Below are 19,765 nucleotides of genomic sequence, written 5' to 3'. Positions count from 1 at the left end.
ATTGTATTGCAATTTGGTTTTACCGGCGTTGAATCTGTAGATATAAAAGTGAAAATATCCAATGAATACAAAAAATGCCGATTTATCGAAAGAACTTAAAAAGTATTTCGGCTTCTCAACATTTAAAGGTCAACAGGAAGAAATTATAAAAAATTTACTTGAAGGTAAAGACATCTTTGTTCTCATGCCGACAGGTGGCGGAAAATCTTTGTGTTATCAACTTCCTGCGCTTATTTCTGAAGGAACTGCGATTGTAGTTTCACCTCTAATTGCACTAATGAAAAATCAGGTCGATGCCGTGAACGGGCTTTCCTCCAATGAAGGTGTTGCTCACGTCTTGAATTCTTCTCTTAACAAAACCCAGACAAAACAAGTTTTCGACGATATTAAAGCAGGTAAAACAAAATTACTCTATGTTGCCCCGGAATCTCTGATCAAAGAGGAATATATGGAGTTTCTTCGCGACGTTAAGATTTCTTTCGTCGCAATCGATGAAGCGCATTGTATCTCCGAATGGGGTCATGATTTTCGACCGGAATACCGAAATTTAAAAACTATTATCGATAAGATCGCAGATGTTGCGGTAATTGCTTTAACTGCGACTGCGACTCCAAAAGTTCAGGATGATATTCAGAAGACTTTGGGAATGAGCAATGCTTTGGTTTTTAAAGAAAGTTTCAACCGGCCAAATCTTTATTATGAAGTTCGACCGAAAGTAAATATCGATAAAGAAATCGTAAAATTTGTGAATGGGCATCATGGAAAATCAGGAATTGTATATTGTCTGAGTCGCCGGAAAGTGGAGGAGTTTGCACAACTCCTGCAAGTCAACGGAATTAATGCGCTGCCTTATCACGCAGGTTTAGACCAAAAAACCAGGGTTACGAATCAGGATCGATTTCTGATGGAAGATGCCGATATCATTGTCGCAACAATCGCATTCGGTATGGGAATCGATAAACCAGATGTTCGTTTTGTCATTCATTACGATATTCCGAAATCTTTGGAAAGTTACTATCAGGAAACTGGTCGCGCCGGAAGAGATGGTGGCGAAGGAATTTGTTTAGCATTTTACGATCCTAAAGATATTGAAAAGTTAGAAAAATTTTTAGCTCAAAAACCAGTCTCAGAACGCGAGATTGGACTTCAGTTATTAAATGAAGTCGTTGGATATGCCGAAACATCGATGAGTCGCCGACAGTATATTTTGAATTATTTCGGGGAACAGTTTGATCCGATCAATGGTGATGGTGCGATGATGTGCGACAATTCTGTAAATCCGCCCAAACTTAAAGATGCAACTAAAGAGCTAAAATTAGTGTTGACTTTGGTCAAAGAACTGGAAGAAAAATTCCGGACCAAAGATTTAATTTCTGTTTTGGTTGGGAAGGAAAATTCGGTGACCAAATCTTATAAATTAGAATCGACAAAGCATTTTGCGATCGGTAAAAATGAAAGCGAAAATTATTGGAAAACGATCATCAGACAGGCAACGGTTCAGAATTTTTTACAGAAAGATATTGAAACGTACGGCGTTTTAAAATTGACGGAAAAAGGGCTAAAAGTCATAATAGGAAAAGATAAAAGTCCGTTCCTGATCGCAGAAGACCGGGAATATGACTTGGCTCAGACTAAAGCTGATTCAGATCAGGTCCAGGTTCAACAAAGTGGCGGTTTAGATCAGATTTTATTTGGACATTTAAAAGAACTGAGAAAAACAGTTGCTAAGAAAAATGGAATCCCGCCATACACGGTTTTCATGGATCCAAGTTTAGAAGACATGACTGTTCAGTATCCGACGAGCATTGAAGAAATTGGAAAAATTTATGGAGTAGGAGAAGGTAAGGCTAAGAAATTTGGAAAAGATTTTGCAGATTTTATCAAGAAATATGTGGTAGAAAATGAGATCGAAAGAACTCAGGATATGGTTTTGAAACAGGTCGCCAATAAATCTTCGCACAAAGTATTTATCATTCAAAGTACCGATAAGAAAATTGATCTGGAAGATATTGCAAAAGCAAAAAATCTTTCCATGGATGATCTGTTGAAAGAAATGGAGCGGATCGTTTATCAGGGAACAAAATTAAATATCAATTACTACGTCGATGAAAATTTTGACGAAGATGTAGTTGAAGAGTTTATGGATTTTATGAAAGGAAGTGAAAGCGACAGTATGAAAGTTCTTTTGGGTGAATTCGGAGACGATTTGAGCGATGAAGAAGTAAGAATGCTCAGAATAAAATTTATCTCAGACGTTGCAAATTAAATAGTAAGTCATGGAAAATTCAATGATAGACATCAAAAATAATTTAATTGAATGGATTGAAAATACTTTTGATTTAGAAGTATTACAAAAAATAGTAGAACTTAAAAGTGGTATTGAATCACCGTCATTAATTTCAGATATCAATTCTGAAACCAGTATTCAAGATGATTTTGATGAACAGTTTGCTGCAGGAATGACCTCCGACGAACTCATGGAAAATATCACAGCTCATATAGAAACGATGGCGTCGGAAGAATCATCTTCGGTTGTTTCTGATACCCAATCCGAATATGCGGTTAAAGATGATTTTGATGAAAGGTTTGCTGAGGGGTTGAATTCTGAAAATGCAAGAAAACAGTCAAAAGAAAAAGTGAGAGAATGGTGGGGGAAATAATTTATTCACCGTTTTTTATTTCTGAATTAGATGATCTTGCAAAGGTTCTTTATCAACAAAAATATTTTAGTTTTGTAGAAGATGTCGATGTTTATATCGACAAAATTTATGAGTTCATAAAAGGTAATATAGAACATCCAATTTCTAGAAATTCCCCGAAAAATTCCTAAAAGACGGCAAGAAATTTCTTCGCTACAAAGCCAACAATCAAACTTCTTGGTATATCTTCTTTGAGCAAAAAGGCAATTGCAATTTAGTAAATCATATTTTAAATAACCATTCTCAGGACTTTCCCGAATTGTTGTAAATTCGCATTTAACCTTATCACGGTTTGGAACTTTGACAAGGTTTTCTTAAGAAAAGCATGAAAAAAATCTCTATTCTACTTATACTTCCCGATTTAGAAACTGGTGGCGCAGAAAGAATTGTCACCACGATTGCGAATCATTTGCCACGCGAAAAATTCGAACCTAAAATTCTTCTCTTAAGAAAAGAAGGTGGTTATCTGGAATTTTTAAAAGACGATATCGAGATTATTGATCTAAAAACTCCAAGAATTCGCCATTCATTATTGCCAATTTTAAAGGAAATCCGCAAAAGAGAACCCGATATTGTTTTCAGTGGTTTTGGAGAAGTAAATGCGTATTTGGCTTTGTTTATTAAGTTTTTTCCAAAAATAAAATTCATCGCGAGAGAAACAAATGTCGTTTCGCAACACGTTACCAGAAAGGAAATAAGATTTTTTTACAAGTTTTACAATAATTATGATAAGATTATTTGTCAGAGTGATGACATGCAAAATGATCTGATCGAGAATTTCAAAATTAAAAAAGAGAAATTGATCAAGATCAATAATCCGGTTGATTTTGATTTTATCGAAGAAAAATTAGCTTTCTCAGAAAAGCCGGAATCTTTCAAAAATAATTTTAATAATATTGTTGCCATTGGAAACCTTTCTTCCAGAAAAGGTTTTGATAATTTGTTAAAAGTTTTTAGTCATTTAAAAAATGAAAAAATCTTACTTCATATTTTAGGAGATGGACGAGATAGAGAATTGCTTCATAAAATGAAAAGCGATTTAGGTTTAGAAAATGTCATCTTCCACGGACAGCAAAAAAATCCTTATCAATTTTTGAAATTTGCTGATTTATTCATTCTTTCTTCCCGTTACGAAGGTTTTCCAAACGTTTTGTTGGAGGCAGGAGCGTGTGGAACTTATTCTTTGGCAAATAATTGTCTTGGCGGAATAACAGAAATTATTCAACCTGGAATAAATGGGGAGATTTCAAATATCGAAAACCATCAGGAATTTGCCGATAAAATATTTAGTATTCTTGAAGAAACTCATGATTCTGGAGCCATCAAAAATTCTATATCTTCTCGGTTTTCTAAAGAAATTATTCTGGATAAGTACGAAAATATCTTCAAAGAAATTGTGATTTAAATCATAAATAATTTTTGTTTTTTGTAAACTTTCATTACTGTTAATATATTTATTTAATTGATAATCAATATTTTAAATTAAATTATTTGTAAACTTTTTTTTATTGAAAGATACTTCTGTATATTTATTTCGTCAAAAAAAATAATTATGGAAGCAACTGCCTTTGCAAAAAAAATAAAAACTTATACTTACGATGAAGCAATTCAATCTTCTTTACAATATTTCGAAGGTGATGATTTGGCCGCCAAAGTTTGGGTGAGTAAATATGCCCTAAAAGATTCAGCGGGCAATATTTACGAGCAAAATCCTGATGATATGCATCACCGGATTGCGTCGGAAATTGCCAGAGTTGAAGCGAAATATCCGAACTCACTTTCGGAAGAAAAGGTTTTCGATCTCATTAAAAAATTTAAATATATTATTCCACAAGGAAGTCCGATGACGGGAATTGGCAATAATTTCCAGATTGCTTCTCTTTCAAATTGTTTTGTAATTGGCAGCGGAACACAAAGTGATTCTTACGGTAGCATCATGAAGATCGACGAAGAGCAAGTTCAATTGATGAAACGCCGTGGTGGAGTTGGTCACGATTTGTCCCATATTCGTCCGAAAGGTTCTGCGGTAAAGAACTCTGCTTTGACTTCGACTGGCTTGGTTCCGTTTATGGAAAGATATTCAAACTCGACGCGCGAAGTTGCGCAGGATGGAAGAAGAGGCGCTTTAATGCTTTCGGTTTCTGTGAATCATCCAGACTCTGAAGATTTTGTGGATGCAAAATTGGAGCAGGGAAAAATTACGGGTGCGAATATTTCTGTAAGAATCGATGATGAGTTTATGAAAGCGGTTGTTGGAAAAGAAAAGTATATTCAGAAATATCCGATTCACAGTCAAAACCCGAAGTTTCAAAAGGAAATAAAAGCGACTGATCTTTGGGATAAAATTATTCACAACGCTTGGAAATCTGCCGAACCGGGAATTCTTTTCTGGGATACCATTATTAATGAATCTTTGCCAGATTGTTATGCAGATCTCGGCTACGAAACGGTTTCCACAAATCCGTGTGGTGAAATTCCTTTGTGTCCGTATGATTCTTGTCGATTGTTGGCCGTGAATCTTTTCTCGTATGTCGAAAATCCGTTCACGAAAAAAGCGAAATTTAATTTTGAATTATTCAAGCAGCATGTTGGTTACGCCCAAAGAATGATGGATGATATTATCGATCTGGAAATTGAAAAAATTGATGCGATTCTAGCAAAGATAGAATCTGATCCAGAAGGAGATGAAATCAAAGCAACCGAGAAAAATCTCTGGACAAAAATTCGTCACAAAACAATTGAAGGTAGAAGAACCGGCGTTGGAATTACCGCAGAAGGCGATATGTTGGCTGCTTTAAATATTCAATATGGAAGTAAAGAAGGAAACGAATTTGCGACTTCTGTCCATAAAACTTTGGCTTTGGCTGCGTATCGTTCATCGGTGGAAATGGCGAAAGAAAGAGGAGCGTTTGCAATTTATGATGCTAAAAGAGAAGCGAAAAATCCTTTCATTTTAAGATTGAAAGAAGCGGATCCTAAATTGTATGAAGATTTGATAAAATACGGTAGAAGAAATATTGCTTTATTGACGATTGCTCCGACAGGAAGTACGTCTTTAATGTCGCAAACTTCGTCTGGAATTGAACCTGTCTTTATGCCCGTTTATAAAAGACGCAGAAAAGTAAATCCAAACGATCAGGATATTCGTGTGGATTTTGTAGATGAAGTTGGCGATTCCTGGGAAGAGTATTTGGTTTTTCACCACCGTTTTAAAGAATGGATGGAAGTCAATGGAATCGACACGGACAAAAATTATTCTCAAGAGGAATTGAATAAAATTATTGAGCAATCGCCTTATTACAAAGCGACTTCCAATGATGTGGATTGGTTGAGCAAAGTAGAAATGCAAGGTTCGATTCAGAAATGGGTAGATCATTCGATTTCGGTGACGATCAATGTTCCGAACGATGCGACGGAAGAATTAGTGAATCAACTCTACATCAAAGCGTGGGAAGTTGGTTGCAAAGGTGTGACCGTTTATCGCGACGGTTCGCGTTCTGGAGTTTTGATTTCCGCAGATGAGAAAAAAGACGAAAAACCTGAGATGATTACGTCGGTATTCCCAACGAAAAGACCGCATATTTTAGAAGCGGATGTTGTTCGTTTTCAAAATAATAAAGAAAAATGGATTGCATTTGTCGGATTAATTGAAGGCAAACCTTACGAAATTTTCACAGGTTTAGCCGAAGATGAGGAAGGGATTTCCGTTCCACGTTGGGTGAATGATGGCGTAATTATTAAAAACCAGGATGAAAATGGAAAATCCCGTTATGATTTCCAGTTTAAAAATCAGCGTGGTTATAAAACAACGATTGAGGGACTTTCGCACAAGTTCAAACCAGAATTCTGGAATTATGCAAAACTGATTTCCGGAACATTGAGACACGGAATGCCGATTGAAAATGCGGTGGAATTAATTAACCGTTTAGAACTCGATTCTGAATCCATCAACAACTGGAAAGCTGGAGTTGCACGTGCTTTGAAACGCTATATCGCCGATGGAACCGAAGCTGCTGGAAAATGTTCGAGTTGTGGTTCTGACCAGGTGGTTTATCAGGAAGGTTGCTTGACTTGCAAGAATTGTGGGAATAGTAAGTGTGGGTAGAATAGTAGAGCAAGAATCTTTATAAATTTAAAATCCGCCTCAATTTGATATTGTGGCGGATTTTTGAATCTTGACTATTTAAGAATGTGCTAAAGAATAGTAAGGAAAAATTTATATTTTATTACTAAAAAAAAATTATTGTCCCGATCGAATTTGCTTTAATTTTTTTCTGATGCTCAATATTTCCCGAACCAACATGAAACTTACGGTAAATGAAAATAAAAGAAACAGGATGAATAAGTACACAACATAACCATTCACGTAGGTATTTAATTCTGAAATTTCAACTGAAGCGATGTTAAAATACTGCTTAAAAATAAATGTTAAGTAGAGAAATGTAAAAAAAAGAACGCTTATTAAAAGCAGTTTTATGGGTTTTTTCATCGGGTCAGGTCAATCAATATTTGTTCTTTGATAAAATTTTTCTAATGCTGGAAAAGGTAGGATCACTCCAAAAAAGAGTGAAATTCTATATCTTATTACTAATGCCAAAAGTAAAGTAAATACGATAGTTCCGAAAGGTTTTACCTTATCGTTTTCAGTATAATGGTAAAGGCTTTTTGTCTTAAATTCTTTCTATGATGAGGTTTGGACGATGTTTGAAATGATTTAGGTCAGTTTTAGAAATAGATTTTAGACTTTTTCTGATGATGTTGTTTATCAGGAAGGTTGATTAATTTGTGAAAAATTAAAGACGCCTTTGATTGCGTCTTTTTTAGGTGTAAAAATTAATTTTTTTATGACTTATTTCTCCTGCTCACTTTTCCATTCGTGCTCAATATTGGTCATCAATAAAGCGTTATCAAAATTCACAGAACCTTTTGGAAAGATTTCTTCATTTTCGAAAAAGCTTGATTTCACATTTGAGACTTTAAGCGGTTTGACTTCCCAATTGTAGGCTTTCAATCGTAATCCATCAAACTTTTCGTTGTTGGGTGAATATCCAAGGTCGCTATTTTTAAAAAACTCAGAAGCGTTTTCTAAAGTCTCGAAGATTGAGTTCTCATTAAATGCTTTGGTTTCAGCTGCATCAATGGATGTTTCGGTTTCGTCTGAACTTTTAAAGTCGATGTGATAATTTCCGTTTACTTCTTGTACGTTGAATTTTGCTAAATAATGTTTGCCTGGAAATAGTCGACCGCCAACAAAGGCATTTAATTTTAGAGAAGTGTCTCTGCGTGGAATGTAAACGCCCGATTTTATTTCCCCATTTTCGTCCCATTCAACGGCAATTCTGTGGGCGCCGTTTTCAGAATTTACGCCGATGAAGTTTGGAAAACCTTTTGGTTTAATGTCTTTTAATCTGATCAAAAAAATTCCTACAATTGCTTTGCCTTTGTAAATTTTTGGTCGAAAAGGAAATGGAATTATTTTCTCCACCGATTTTAGATCAGCAGTGAAGTTGATTAAAATTCTTCTGTTAATATAACCGTGGATTGTGGGGATTTTCATTAATATTAAATATTCTTTATCACTCTGTTGAATTCGTGCGATTGATCTAAGGAATAAGGTTAAAATTTAATGTTGTTTGCCTACAACTTTTTCAATATTTTCAATACGTTTTTCAAGTTTTGAATTTTTTATTGTTAAAGCTGTTATCGCAATTATTAAAGATAGTATGGGAATCAGTATCTGTACAACGTTTTTTAAAAATTTTAATAAAATATTCTGGTTGCGTTTTAAGTATTTTTCTTCTGCAAAAGAAATATAACCATTAGAAGTTAAATATAATCCGTCAAATCCGATATTTTTAACCCCAACTTCATTAGTTTCATTTAAATATTGAAATACATTGAATGCTTCATTATCTTCTTCTTTAATAAGAAGTTGTAGGCGCTCATAGCTCAAACCAAAATTGTATTCAGGATTTGCCAAATTATCATTTTTCATTGCCACATAACTAATGGAAAGATGTTTTAAAATTTTGTGTTTTACACGATTATTATTCATAATAAATATACTTTTTAAAAATGAATGAGTTTATATTCATTCCAAAATTTCATGAATGATCGAAAATCTTTATTAATTATTTAGCAGTAGGTTTTAATTTTTATATAATTCCTCATTTCGTTTATCCCAATAATTTCCCAATTGCTGACGACTTGTGAAAATTAACTCAATAATTTCTTTTAGTGAGTCTTCGGAGAATTGTAAATATTCTTGTTCCATACCATTAGTTGAAATTCTTAGGTTTACATAAGTGTAACCGTCATCATCTGTGTTTTCCCAATCTGCGTGGACAACTAAATTGCGTAATCTCCCAGTTTCCTTAAGATTGGAAATTAAGTTTTCAAATTCCTCAATTTTATTTTCACAACAGAGATGGAACTCATCACTAAATCTTTTGAATAAATCTACCTTTGTCGAATAACTCATCTTGTGCAATACAATTAGTCCAGTTGCATCTGTTCTATCAGTGAACATTTGACAAATTATACTATCAAGCGATTTTTCAAGGCCATTAAAATACATAACAACTAATCCTATGAGAGGAAGAGAATTGTCTAAGTATTCTTCAGCCTTGTCTTCATCTTCAATTTCATGATAGAGGTGTTGTTCAAATATTTTCTTTTTTTGTTTCATTGGTTTCAATTTCTGCAAACAAGTAAATGTACAAAGATTTCTTTCAAATCCCAATCTCATAGCCCTGATTGCAGCGGCATCCTTTTTTGCATTGCTCGAAATTTTCTTTTTATAAATATGTTTTCGAGCAAAAAAGATATAGCGGAAAGCAGGTTCCCGGCTTCTAAAAAATATTAGCATTTTAGTTAACAGATTGCCACGTCATTCATTCCTCATTCCTCGCAATGACAGTCAGGAAATTATTCAACAGATTGTTTCGTTACTCGCAATGACGAAAAGTAGCATCCAAAGCGAAAATATTTCGTAAATTTGCCCTACTTTTAATTAAATCATAAAAAGATAAATATGAGTCAATTCGATGTTACCGTAATCGGTTCCGGTCCTGGTGGTTATGTTGCAGCAATTAGATGTGCGCAACTGGGTTTCAAAACAGCAATTATTGAGAAATATTCGGTTCTTGGCGGTACTTGCCTGAACGTAGGTTGTATTCCGAGTAAAGCGCTTTTGGACAGTTCGGAGCATTTTTATAACGCCAAACATGCTTTTGCTGATCACGGAATTATCATCAACGATCCTGTGGCAGATTTGTCTAGAATGATTGCGCGCAAAAGTGAAGTGGTAGATCAAACAACGAAAGGAATTCAGTTCCTGATGGATAAAAACAAGATCACTGTTTTCGAAGGAGTTGGAAGTTTCGAATCTGCAACTCAGATCAAAGTGACGAAAAACGATGGTTCTACGGAAACCATTGATTCAAAATATACAATTATCGCAACGGGTTCTAAACCGAGTACGCTTCCTTTTATTACTTTGGATAAGGAAAGAATTATTACTTCTACGGAAGCCCTGGAACTGAAAGAAATTCCGAAACACCTGATCGTTATCGGTGGTGGTGTGATTGGTTTGGAATTAGGTTCCGTTTACAAAAGATTAGGTTCTGAAGTAACGGTGGTAGAATTTATGGATAAAATTATTCCAACCATGGATGCGTCTTTATCGAAAGAATTGAATAAAGTTCTAAGAAAACAAGGAATGAAATTCAACCTTTCTACGGGAGTTCAGTCTGTGGAAAGAAATGGAGATACGGTAAAAGTGACCGCGAAAGATAAAAAAGGCGAAGAAGTAGTTTTCGAAGGTGATTACGTTTTGGTTGCTGTAGGTAGAAAACCTTACACTGAAGGTCTTGCTGTTGAAAAAGCAGGTGTTGATTTAAACGAAAGAGGAAGAGTAAAGGTGAACGAACATTTACAAACTAATGTTTCTAATATTTACGCAATCGGTGATGTTGTAGTTGGTGCAATGCTGGCGCATAAAGCGTCTGAAGAAGGAACGATGGTTGCTGAATTGATCGCTGGACAAAAACCGCATATCAATTATAATTTGATTCCGGGTGTTGTTTATACATGGCCAGAAGTTGCTGCTGTTGGTAAAACAGAAGAGCAATTGAAAGCGGAAGGTGTTGCCATTAAAGTGGGTAATTTCCCGATGCGTGCTTTGGGAAGAAGCCGTGCTTCAGGTGATGTTGATGGTTTTATTAAAGTGATCGCTGACGAAAAAACGGATGAAATTCTTGGAGTTCACATGATCGGAGCGAGAGCGGCAGATTTAATCGCAGAAGCGGTTGTTGCAATGGAATACAGAGCAAGTGCTGAAGATATTTCCAGAATGTCTCACGCACATCCAACGTATGCTGAAGCAATGAAAGAAGCGGCTTTGGATGCGACTGGGAAGAGAGCGATTCATTTTTAAGAGCCAAGCAAAAAGTTAAAAAAGCCAAGGTAAAATTTACAAATTTATTGTCGGTTCAGATTGTATGATAATATTAATGAGAAGTTTCGGCTTCTCTTTTTTTTGGAATTCTTTTAAGCCACGAATTCTAATTTTTTAATCACATCCTTTTATTTATTCTTTCAAGAAATTCATGCGTTCTTGTAAAAATAATTTGGAGTGTTGAAATTCGCTTTGATGAGGTTTTTTAAAGAAGGTTAAAGCAGTTTTGAGGGAATTAAAGTATAATTGAGTTATTTTCAATTATTCAAGGAAATAACGTGATAGTCGTACTTTTTGGCATCATAATAGAGTAGTGTTTAGTAATCTTTAAAATTTACAAAATGAAAACAATCTTTACTATTGGGGTCTTATTAATGAATCTTAGCGTTTTTGCGCAAGAGGCAGGAAAAGCCGGAGAACTTCTGAAAAATGAAGCGAAAACGAGTGAAATGCAAACGCAACGGAATGACGGATTTCGGGGAAACAACAACAACAACAACAACAACAACAAAGTTTTGGATCAACCCAACAACAGAATCGATCCAACTTTTAGAAATCCAAAACCGATTGCAAATAAGGATTATCGCTGGAATTATAATTATGGAAATTCAGAAGTGTTTTTAAGAATTCCACAGAACGGAAATTACGCGGTGGAAATCGGCGATCAGTTCATGAGTAATCCTACAGGAAAATTCAGATTTTTTGAATTAAGATCCGGAAATGTTCCGATCTCCATTTATGAAAATAATTATTTGATTTACAGAACGAAGGTCAACGTGAGAAACAGCACGCGTTTGGTGCTGGATTTCTTTCCAAATCAAGGATTATATCTTTTGGGAAATTATCCGGTTCAAAACCAATCTTACGGAATTAATGAATGGGACGATGTCTGGAATAATCCTTACGGAAACCAAAACGATAACTGGAATGGAAATAACGGGAACGGAAATAATTACGCAAACGTAATGAACAATCAGGAATTTGTTACTTTCCTTACGGCTCTTAAAAGAAATGCGAGTTTTGATAAAGATAAAATAACAATAATTTCCTCAATCGCTAGAAATACAAATTTCACTTCATCACAAGTACAGACTTTGATAAAAGCAATGTCTTTTGATGATAACCGATTAGAAGTCGCAAAGCAGTTGTATCAGAATTGCGTTGATCGCCGGAATTATTATATCGTTAATGAGGCATTTGATTTTGACAGCGGAAGAAGAAAACTCAACGAATATATTTCAAGATTTTAAGAAGAAAGAGAAGTGAAAGCTTCTCTTTTTTTGTATTTTAAAAGTAAAGGTCAGATTTTTTTATTTCCTATTTAAACGGTTTCGGGTTTCAATGGAGGCTTCGTAAATTTTCTTTCTGATTTGTTGAATTTTTCCGACGGGTTGTAGATTTTCAGCATTTTCAAAGGGATTGAAATTGAGGTTTTCAATTGTTGAACTCTTAGAGTCAAGCGCAGAATCCTGCAGTATAACAATTTTTCCTAAAAGATATTCGGGTGCGTTTTTCCAGGTTTTCATTAAATCATTGATGGGCTGATCTTCTAAATTTTCGCAAAGCTGCACCGTCAACAAAAAATGGGAATCCTGAAGGGAAATAAATTCATTGATAGAATCTCTCTGCAATTCATCTTTGCCAATTTCGGAAAGGTTTCTCACAGGTTTCAAGCCGATCTTCATCACATAATCACCAATTCGGTAAGATCCAATTCCATCAAAATGAAAGGAAAAGAAAAAATCCTTTCGTTTCGGAATGAATTTCAATATCTTCTTAACTAAATCTACCGAAAACATGGAACTGAAAAGAGATAAACTGTTTTTAATCAGGGAGGGCAGATCTAAAACTGAAACCAGAAAATTATCCTGTTTCGTGACTAAAAAAGTATTTACCGATCTGAAAAAATTTAGAAAAACTGAGGGAGAATTCGTCGGAAATAAAGGGAAATTAACCAAAGGAAAATTTGCGTCCTGACCTTTTACATTTTTAATTTTTAAAGAAAATCCATAGAGTGGGGAATCTCTGCCTTTTTTATTGATGACTAAATTTCCATTAGAGAATCTTGCTAAAAGGTCATATTCTTTTTGGTCGAAAATTTCAGTTAAAAAGTCCGGTAAACTTTCTGATATCGTTAAAAATCCTTTTGCCGTCGCATAAGTTTTGGCATGAGCATCTCGTGTTGCATGATCGACCTCACTTATTTTTGAAGAACTTTCTATAAATTTTTCAACTGATTTTACAGCTTTATCTAGATCTTTGGTTTCTTGTGAGGAAAGTTGGTCGAATTCGTGACGGTATTTTAGAAGCAGTTTCATGAATTTTTTCTTTTGAACAAGCAACAACCATTCCCGAAAATCAATAATTTGTTCGTAGGAAAACTGCTTAATTTTTAACGAACATTGGAAAAATAATAAATAAAAAAAAGCTGTTTCACTTAATTCTTAATTACTTTCGTAACAGAATTTCCCACTTTAAATAAATAAGATCCTGCAGGTAAATTAGTTGTATCAACAGAATTTTTAGAATTGTTATTTAATAATTTACTCATCATCAATTTCCCACTCATATCAAACACTTGAAGTTGATTAGAATCAGAATTTTTTAATTCTAAAAAAGCTTCATTTTGAACTGGATTTGGATAAATAGTATGATTTTTTTGATTTTTAAAATTTGTTGTGTTTAAAGTAGAATCACCAGTAATAACAAAATTAGCCCAAACCAGAGCTTCTCGATAATCGGTAATACTTTCAGACGGAACATATAAATAACATTCATTTTGGGTAACTCCTGCAAAAACATTAGAATTAATATCTACTGGAAAAATAACATTGCAATAAATGGATTTTAAACTTTCGCAGTTTTCAAAAGCTTGATCTCCAATTGATGTAACACTAGATGGAATCTTGATTGATTTTAAACTTGTACAGGAAAGAAATGACCCTTTTCCGATAGTAGTTAAAGAATTTGGAGTGTTTACAGAAATTAAATCATAACAATTTTTAAAAACATTTGCTTCGATTATGGTTACAGCATTTGGAATTATAATGGAGGTAATACGTGTACAATTTTCAAATGCACTTTCTTTAATTGTTGTAACAGAATTAGGAATGAGGAAAGAAGTTAAACCATTACAATTATAAAAAGCTGCATTTCCTATTGATTTTATGGTATTAGGAATAGTTAAGAGAACAAACGCTTGACATCCGTAAAAAGTTTCGTCTGCAATTGCTTGTAAAGTATCGGGAAGTTCAATTTCATTTAATGCATTACAAAATTTAAAAGCACCTTTTCCAATAGTAGTCACAGAATCAGGAATAACCATTGAACTTAATGAACTACAAGAAGTAAAAGCATATTCTCCAATAGAAGTTAAAGAATTTGATAAAGTAACCGAAGTTAGATTCATATTATTATCAAAAGCAAAATCACCTATTGAAGTTACCGAGTTTGGAATTGTGATGGAAGTAATTGTATTGCAATTTTTAAAAGCATCTGTACCAACCGAAGTTACAGCGTAAGCAATATTGTTATTCGTAACACTCGCCGGAATTATTAAATCACCTGAAAAACAATTATTTGGAGCGATTTTCACATTGGTTGTACCTTCTATAACACTATAAAATATACCATTAACTACAAAAGTAGAATCACTACTAATTGGATTAAAATTTTTCCAAACTAAAGCTGATTGATATGCAGAAACACTCCCAGAAGGAACGGTTAACTTACAAGAATTTTGTGTAATTCCCGCAAAAACATTTGCATTAATAACTAAAGGTGTTGCAATATCACAAGTAATAGAAGTTAAACTAGAGCAATTTTCAAAAGCTTGGTCTCCAATAACTGTCAAAGAATTTGGAAGAATAATTGATGTTAAGTTAGTACAATCTAAGAAAGTTTTTTTTCCAATAGAAGTTACAGAATTCGGAATAACGACAGATTGTATTTTGATACACCCTTGAAAAGCAGATTCATCAATAGAAGTCACAGAATTTGGAATGTTAACAGCTATTAAACTAGAACAATTATAAAAAGCAGATGGTCCTATAGAAATCACGGAATTCGGAATCGTAATTGAAGTTAATTTTATACAAGCTATGAACACATTTTTTTCCAAAGAAGTAAGGGAATTTGATAAGGTAACAGAGGTTAAAAATCTACAACTATTGAAAGCACCTTCTCCAAGAAAAGTAACAGAATTTGGAAGGATAAGCGAAGTTATTAATGCATCTCTGAAAGCATATTTTCCGATAAATGTTACCGAATTTGGAAAGTCAATTTGATCTACAGTTGATTTATCAAAAGCATAATCTTTAATGGTAGTTACGGTATTTGGAATAGATAAAAAATCTATGGATAAATTGCTAAAAGCATTTTCTGCAATTGAAGTAACACTGTAATTTTTTGTTCCATCAGAAACGTTTCCAGGAATAATTAAATCCCCTACATAATAATTATTTGGCGCAACTTCTACATTATTGGTTCCAGAAATCACGTTATAAAATATACCATCAACTTGAAAAGTTTGAGATTTTGCAAAAATAAGCGTGAAGAATAGTAGTAAAAAAGATAATTTTTTAATCATTGTGTTATTTATAAATTGTGTTTAGCGTGCAAATCTAAATAAAATATTTAGAATTTTCTTTACGTGGAAATTATTATGTTAAATATAAAATTATGAATATATCCCGTCACAAAGAAAAGCCGTTTCAAAAAATTGAAACGGCTTTTTAAATAAATTATAATTTATTTCTTAATTACTTTAGTCGTAGAATTTCCGACTTTAAATAAATAAATTCCCACAGGTAGATTACTTGTATCTATCGTATTCTTAGAATTATTATTTAATGATTTTTTTAGCACCAATTTTCCGTTGGTGTCATAAATTTCAAGTTTAGTATTAGCAGAATTATTTAAGTCTAAAAAAGTTTCATTTTGAATTGGATTTGGGTAAATAGTAATATTTTTTTGATTTTTAAAATTGGTCGCAGCTAAAGTTCCACTTCCTGTAATGGGATTAAAATTTTTCCAAACATCTGCGGCTTTATAGGCTATTACACCAGATGAAGGAACAGTTAAACTGCAAGCGTTCTGATTCACGCCGCCAAAAACTGATGAATCAATTACTGGTGGCATGGGATTGTTAATGATGATTGATGATAAATTAGTGCAATTTGAAAAAGCATCACTGTCAATATGACTAACTGATTTTGGAATTGTAATAGAAGTTAAACTTGTGCAATTAGTAAAAGCAAAGTTCCCAATGTTTGTCAATGAATTTGGGATGTTTATTGAGGTTAAATTTGAACAGTTTGCAAACGCACCACCGCCAATCCAAGTCACAGAATTTGGGATGTTTATTGAGATTAAATTTGAACAGTTTGCAAACGTACCATCGCCAATCCAAGTCACAGAATTTGGAATTGTAAACGTAGTTAAAGCAGTACAATTATCAAAAGCGTAATCTCCAATAGAAGTTACAGAATTTGGAATTGTAAACAAAATTAGAGAGGTACAAAATTGAAAAGCGTTGTCTCCAATTGTGATGAGAGAATCAGGAAGTATAACATTCGTCAAAAATACGCATTCTTCGAAAGATCTAACCCCAATTTTTGTTACTGTGTTTGGAATGGTTACAGACTGAAGTGTTTCAACAGTATTAAAAGCAAGATCACCAATGGCAGTTACCGTATACGTTTTATTATTGAAAGTTACAGTTGAAGGTATTACCAAGTTGCTTTCCACAAAATACGGCGAAAGAGATACTTCAACATCAGTTCCTGAAATAACCGTATAATTAACGTTATCTACTATGAAAATCTGTGCGGTAAGAAACGTTAATCCCGAAAATAAAAGAAGTAAGAAAGATAATTTTTTGATCATAGTTTTGATTTTTCAATTGTTTTATAACAAAAATACACCTAAGTTTTTTAGAGATGTTATCATATAAATTAAATTAGAAGGGAATTTCGAAAAATAAAGAGGTAAATTCAAAAAACTGAGAAAAGCTTTTATTTTCACGCAAGCTGCAATATTTTTCGCCACAAATTCTAAGATTATTAAATTGTTTTAAGTTTCGAATATTTAGTATTGCGTCAACTTTGCTTCTCATCAACTCATTAATAAAAGAAGATGGAACTTTTTTTCAATCAAAATCGTTCCCTTGCTTTGCGTGAATTCTTTTGTCTCGTCTATTGAATAAAATGAAAATTCATTGGCATCCTTTGAGAAAGAATTTCACTTAAATTTTTAAACTCATTTTTATTAAACTAAATTTGCATTTCTAATCTCAGAGATTAAAATTCATCATTAAAGTACCCAACATGAACATCGGAAAAACTCAATTATTAAAGATCGCAGAAAAAAATTATTCAGGTTTATTTCTGGAAGATGAAGATGGTGAAAGAGCTTTTCTACCTAAAATTTTTGCGTCTGAAGATGCAGAAATTGGTGATGAAATGGAAGTGTTCGTTTTTCAGGACGATGATAAATTAAAAGCGACGACCGAAAAACCCAATGCTGAAGTTGGCGAGTTTGCTATCATGACCTGTGTTCAAAGTTTGCCAACCGGCGCTTTTATGGATTGGGGAATTATCAAGGATTTATTTGTTCCCTATAAACAACAGAAAGCGAAAATTATCGAAGGAAAAAGATATTTGGTTTATGTTTATGTTGATGAATTTTTAGAATTGATAACAGGAACAACGAGGTATAAAAGAAATCCGCACTACGAAAATTTACCTTTGCAAAAAGGAGAAAAAGTACATTTAATTGTTGCAGGCGAAAGCGAATTGGGTTGGAATGTCATCATCAACAAAGAATATATCGGTTTGATTTATACTTCAGATGTTTATAAAAGACTCTTTCCTTTAAGCGAAGAAGTTGGCTTCATTAAAACCATTCGCGAAGACGGTAAAATTGATGTTTCTCTGCAACCGGAAGGTTATGAAAATATTGATGAATTTCAGAAAATCATCCTAGATAAACTCGAAATCAATTACGGTCTGCTTTATCTTTCCGACAAATCGACGCCGGAAGAAATTAAAGATGAACTCCAGATGAGCAAGAAGAATTTCAAAAAAGCCATCGGTGGTTTGTACAGAGATAAAAAAATTGAGATTTTAGAGGATAAAATCAAGTTGATCGACGAAGCTTAATTTGAACGACTTCATTTAAAATAAAAAAAGAAGCCGTCTCAATACTGAGGCGGTTTTTTTGTATTTTTTCCTGTATGTTTTTTGGTTGATTTATCAGATTTTATTATCTTTAAGTATTGATAATCAATGATATGAATATTAAGTTTAAAGATTATAATCAACAACAAAACTGGTTATTCCCACCCTCAATCGAAGAGTTGATTCCTGAAAGTCATCCAGTTCGGATTGTCAATGGAATCATTGAACAACTGGATCTGAGATTAGTCGTTGCCGAGTATAGTAAAGATGGTAAGCCGAGCTTTCATCCTAAGATGATGCTCAAAGTGATGGTTTACGCTTATATGGATAATACTTATTCCAGCAGGAAGATCGAAAAAGCGATGCGGGAAAATATCAATTTCATGTGGTTGTCGGCTCAACAGATTGCAGACCATAATACCATTGCACGTTTTCGAAGCAAGAAACTCAAGACTATTTTCAAAGATATTTTTAAACAGGTTGTCCTGTTATTAGCAGAGGAAGGACTGGTGAGTCTGAAGGAGGTTTTTACCGATGGGACCAAGATAGAGTCTATTGCCGGGAGATACACTTTTGTTTGGGGCAATGCCATTAAGACCAGAAAAGAGAAGATGGCAGAACAACTCGAGCAAATGTGGAGTTATGCGCAAAGTATTGCTGATGAAGAAGACACCGATCCTACACCACCAGAGTTTAAGACGATCGATAAAGAAAAGATAGAGAAGACCGCCCAGAAAATAGAAGAGATCATCAGCAAAAATCCGAAAGCTTCTACTAAAGCAAAGGCAAAATTAAGATATATCCAAAAGAATTTTTCTCAGAACCTGGACAAGTACGAGCAGCAGGAAGAAATTTTAAAAGGACGTGGAAGCTACAGCAAGACCGACCCAGATGCTACCTTTATGCGCATGAAAGATGATCATATGCAGAATGGGCAACTTAAACCCGCCTACAATGTGCAGGTAAGTTCAGAATCTCAGTTCGTCATTCATTACACTTTGCACCAAACCACCAACGATTTAAATACCCTTAAGCCACACCTCAATACTTTCAAAGATCTTTATGAGTTTTTGCCGGAAGAACTTACTGCTGACGCAGGTTATGGTAGTGAAGAAAACTATGATTTTCTGGAAGGCAAAGACATTAAAACCTATGTAAAATACAATACCTTCGATAAGGAACAAGGTATTTTAAAATCGAAAAGAAAGAAAATCAACGAAGACTTCCACCGCGATAAGCTTTATTATAACGAAGAAAAAGATCAGTATATCTGTCCGATGGGGCAACCGATGAACAAAATATCTTCTAAAAACCGAAAAACCAAAAGCGGTTATGCTCAGGCAAGTTCTTTGTACCAAGCTCAAAACTGTAATGGTTGCCCGCTGCGAGGGACTTGCCATAAATCGAAGGGAAACAGAATAATAGAACGG

The 19,765-nt window shown here is 33.9% G+C and carries 15 protein-coding genes; 9 read left to right on the top strand and 6 right to left on the bottom strand.

What is annotated here, in order from left to right; all coding sequences use genetic code 11:
- Nucleotides 1–61 precede the first annotated feature (61 nt).
- From recQ to OA86_RS10260, 5 genes are all read left to right on the top strand, one after another.
- Nucleotides 62–2,266: a DNA helicase RecQ gene (gene recQ, locus OA86_RS10275; protein ID WP_039352625.1), complete on the top strand. Its 2,205-nt coding sequence runs from the start codon at nt 62–64 to the stop codon at nt 2,264–2,266.
- A gap of 10 nt (nt 2,267–2,276) precedes the next feature.
- Nucleotides 2,277–2,660, top strand: a complete 384-nt coding sequence (locus OA86_RS10270; RefSeq protein WP_039352622.1) for a hypothetical protein — start codon at nt 2,277–2,279, stop codon at nt 2,658–2,660.
- Nucleotides 2,645–2,830, top strand: coding sequence for a hypothetical protein (locus OA86_RS15700; RefSeq protein WP_126340439.1), 186 nt, complete (start codon nt 2,645–2,647; stop codon nt 2,828–2,830). Before OA86_RS10270 ends, OA86_RS15700 begins: the two co-directional genes overlap by 16 nt.
- Nucleotides 2,831–3,024: 194 nt before the next feature.
- Nucleotides 3,025–4,104 (top strand): glycosyltransferase, encoded by a 1,080-nt coding sequence (locus tag OA86_RS10265; RefSeq protein WP_039352619.1) that lies wholly within the window; start codon nt 3,025–3,027, stop codon nt 4,102–4,104.
- A 147-nt stretch (nt 4,105–4,251) separates the two neighbouring features.
- Entirely contained in the window at nt 4,252–6,804 is a 2,553-nt protein-coding gene (locus tag OA86_RS10260; protein WP_039352617.1) for an adenosylcobalamin-dependent ribonucleoside-diphosphate reductase, read from the top strand.
- A 744-nt stretch (nt 6,805–7,548) separates the two neighbouring features.
- On the opposite strand, the gene OA86_RS10255 is transcribed toward OA86_RS10260, so the two are convergent.
- The 3 genes from OA86_RS10255 to OA86_RS10245 all read right to left on the bottom strand — a co-directional run bounded on the left by OA86_RS10255 (nt 7,549) and on the right by OA86_RS10245 (nt 9,387).
- Nucleotides 7,549–8,256 carry a DUF2071 domain-containing protein gene (locus OA86_RS10255; protein WP_039352614.1) on the bottom strand — a complete coding sequence of 236 codons (708 nt, stop codon included), beginning with the start codon at nt 8,254–8,256 and terminating at the stop codon, nt 7,549–7,551.
- Between the two features lie 66 nt (nt 8,257–8,322).
- Entirely contained in the window at nt 8,323–8,754 is a 432-nt protein-coding gene (locus OA86_RS10250; protein WP_039352611.1) for a hypothetical protein, read from the bottom strand.
- A 93-nt stretch (nt 8,755–8,847) separates the two neighbouring features.
- Nucleotides 8,848–9,387 (bottom strand): hypothetical protein, encoded by a 540-nt coding sequence (locus OA86_RS10245; protein WP_039353082.1) that lies wholly within the window; start codon nt 9,385–9,387, stop codon nt 8,848–8,850.
- Nucleotides 9,388–9,732: 345 nt separating this feature from the next.
- Here OA86_RS10245 and lpdA point away from each other — a divergent pair, with 345 nt between their 5' ends.
- Nucleotides 9,733–11,136 carry a dihydrolipoyl dehydrogenase gene (gene lpdA, locus OA86_RS10240; RefSeq protein ID WP_039352608.1) on the top strand — a complete coding sequence of 468 codons (1,404 nt, stop codon included), beginning with the start codon at nt 9,733–9,735 and terminating at the stop codon, nt 11,134–11,136.
- A gap of 362 nt (nt 11,137–11,498) precedes the next feature.
- The gene (locus OA86_RS10235) at nt 11,499–12,407 is read left to right on the top strand and encodes a proline and serine-rich protein 1 family protein (protein WP_039352606.1); all 909 of its coding nucleotides are present in this window, start codon (nt 11,499–11,501) and stop codon (nt 12,405–12,407) included.
- 60 nt (nt 12,408–12,467) lie between these two features.
- Here OA86_RS10235 and OA86_RS10230 read toward each other — a convergent pair whose 3' ends face one another.
- The 3 genes from OA86_RS10230 to OA86_RS15355 form a co-directional block, all read right to left on the bottom strand.
- The gene (locus tag OA86_RS10230; RefSeq protein ID WP_039352604.1) at nt 12,468–13,475 is read right to left on the bottom strand and encodes a catalase family protein; all 1,008 of its coding nucleotides are present in this window, start codon (nt 13,473–13,475) and stop codon (nt 12,468–12,470) included.
- 119 nt (nt 13,476–13,594) lie between these two features.
- Complete coding sequence (locus OA86_RS15360) at nt 13,595–15,745, bottom strand: leucine-rich repeat domain-containing protein (protein ID WP_052257482.1); 2,151 nt, start codon at nt 15,743–15,745, stop codon at nt 13,595–13,597.
- Nucleotides 15,746–15,906: 161 nt separating this feature from the next.
- A complete protein-coding gene (locus OA86_RS15355) occupies nt 15,907–17,043 on the bottom strand; it encodes a leucine-rich repeat domain-containing protein (protein WP_052257481.1) in 1,137 nt (378 codons plus the stop codon).
- A gap of 440 nt (nt 17,044–17,483) precedes the next feature.
- On the opposite strand from OA86_RS15355, the gene OA86_RS10210 reads away from it, so the two are divergent.
- Nucleotides 17,484–18,317 (top strand): CvfB family protein, encoded by an 834-nt coding sequence (locus tag OA86_RS10210; protein WP_039352602.1) that lies wholly within the window; start codon nt 17,484–17,486, stop codon nt 18,315–18,317.
- 131 nt (nt 18,318–18,448) lie between these two features.
- Nucleotides 18,449–19,765, top strand: a 1,317-nt coding sequence (locus OA86_RS10205) for an IS1182 family transposase (protein ID WP_039352599.1), incomplete at its 3' end; no start/stop codon positions are given.

The sequence above is a fragment of the Kaistella jeonii genome (assembly GCF_000812865.1).
GTDB lineage: Bacteria > Bacteroidota > Bacteroidia > Flavobacteriales > Weeksellaceae > Kaistella > Kaistella jeonii.
This window is presented reverse-complemented; position numbering and strand designations above follow the sequence as displayed.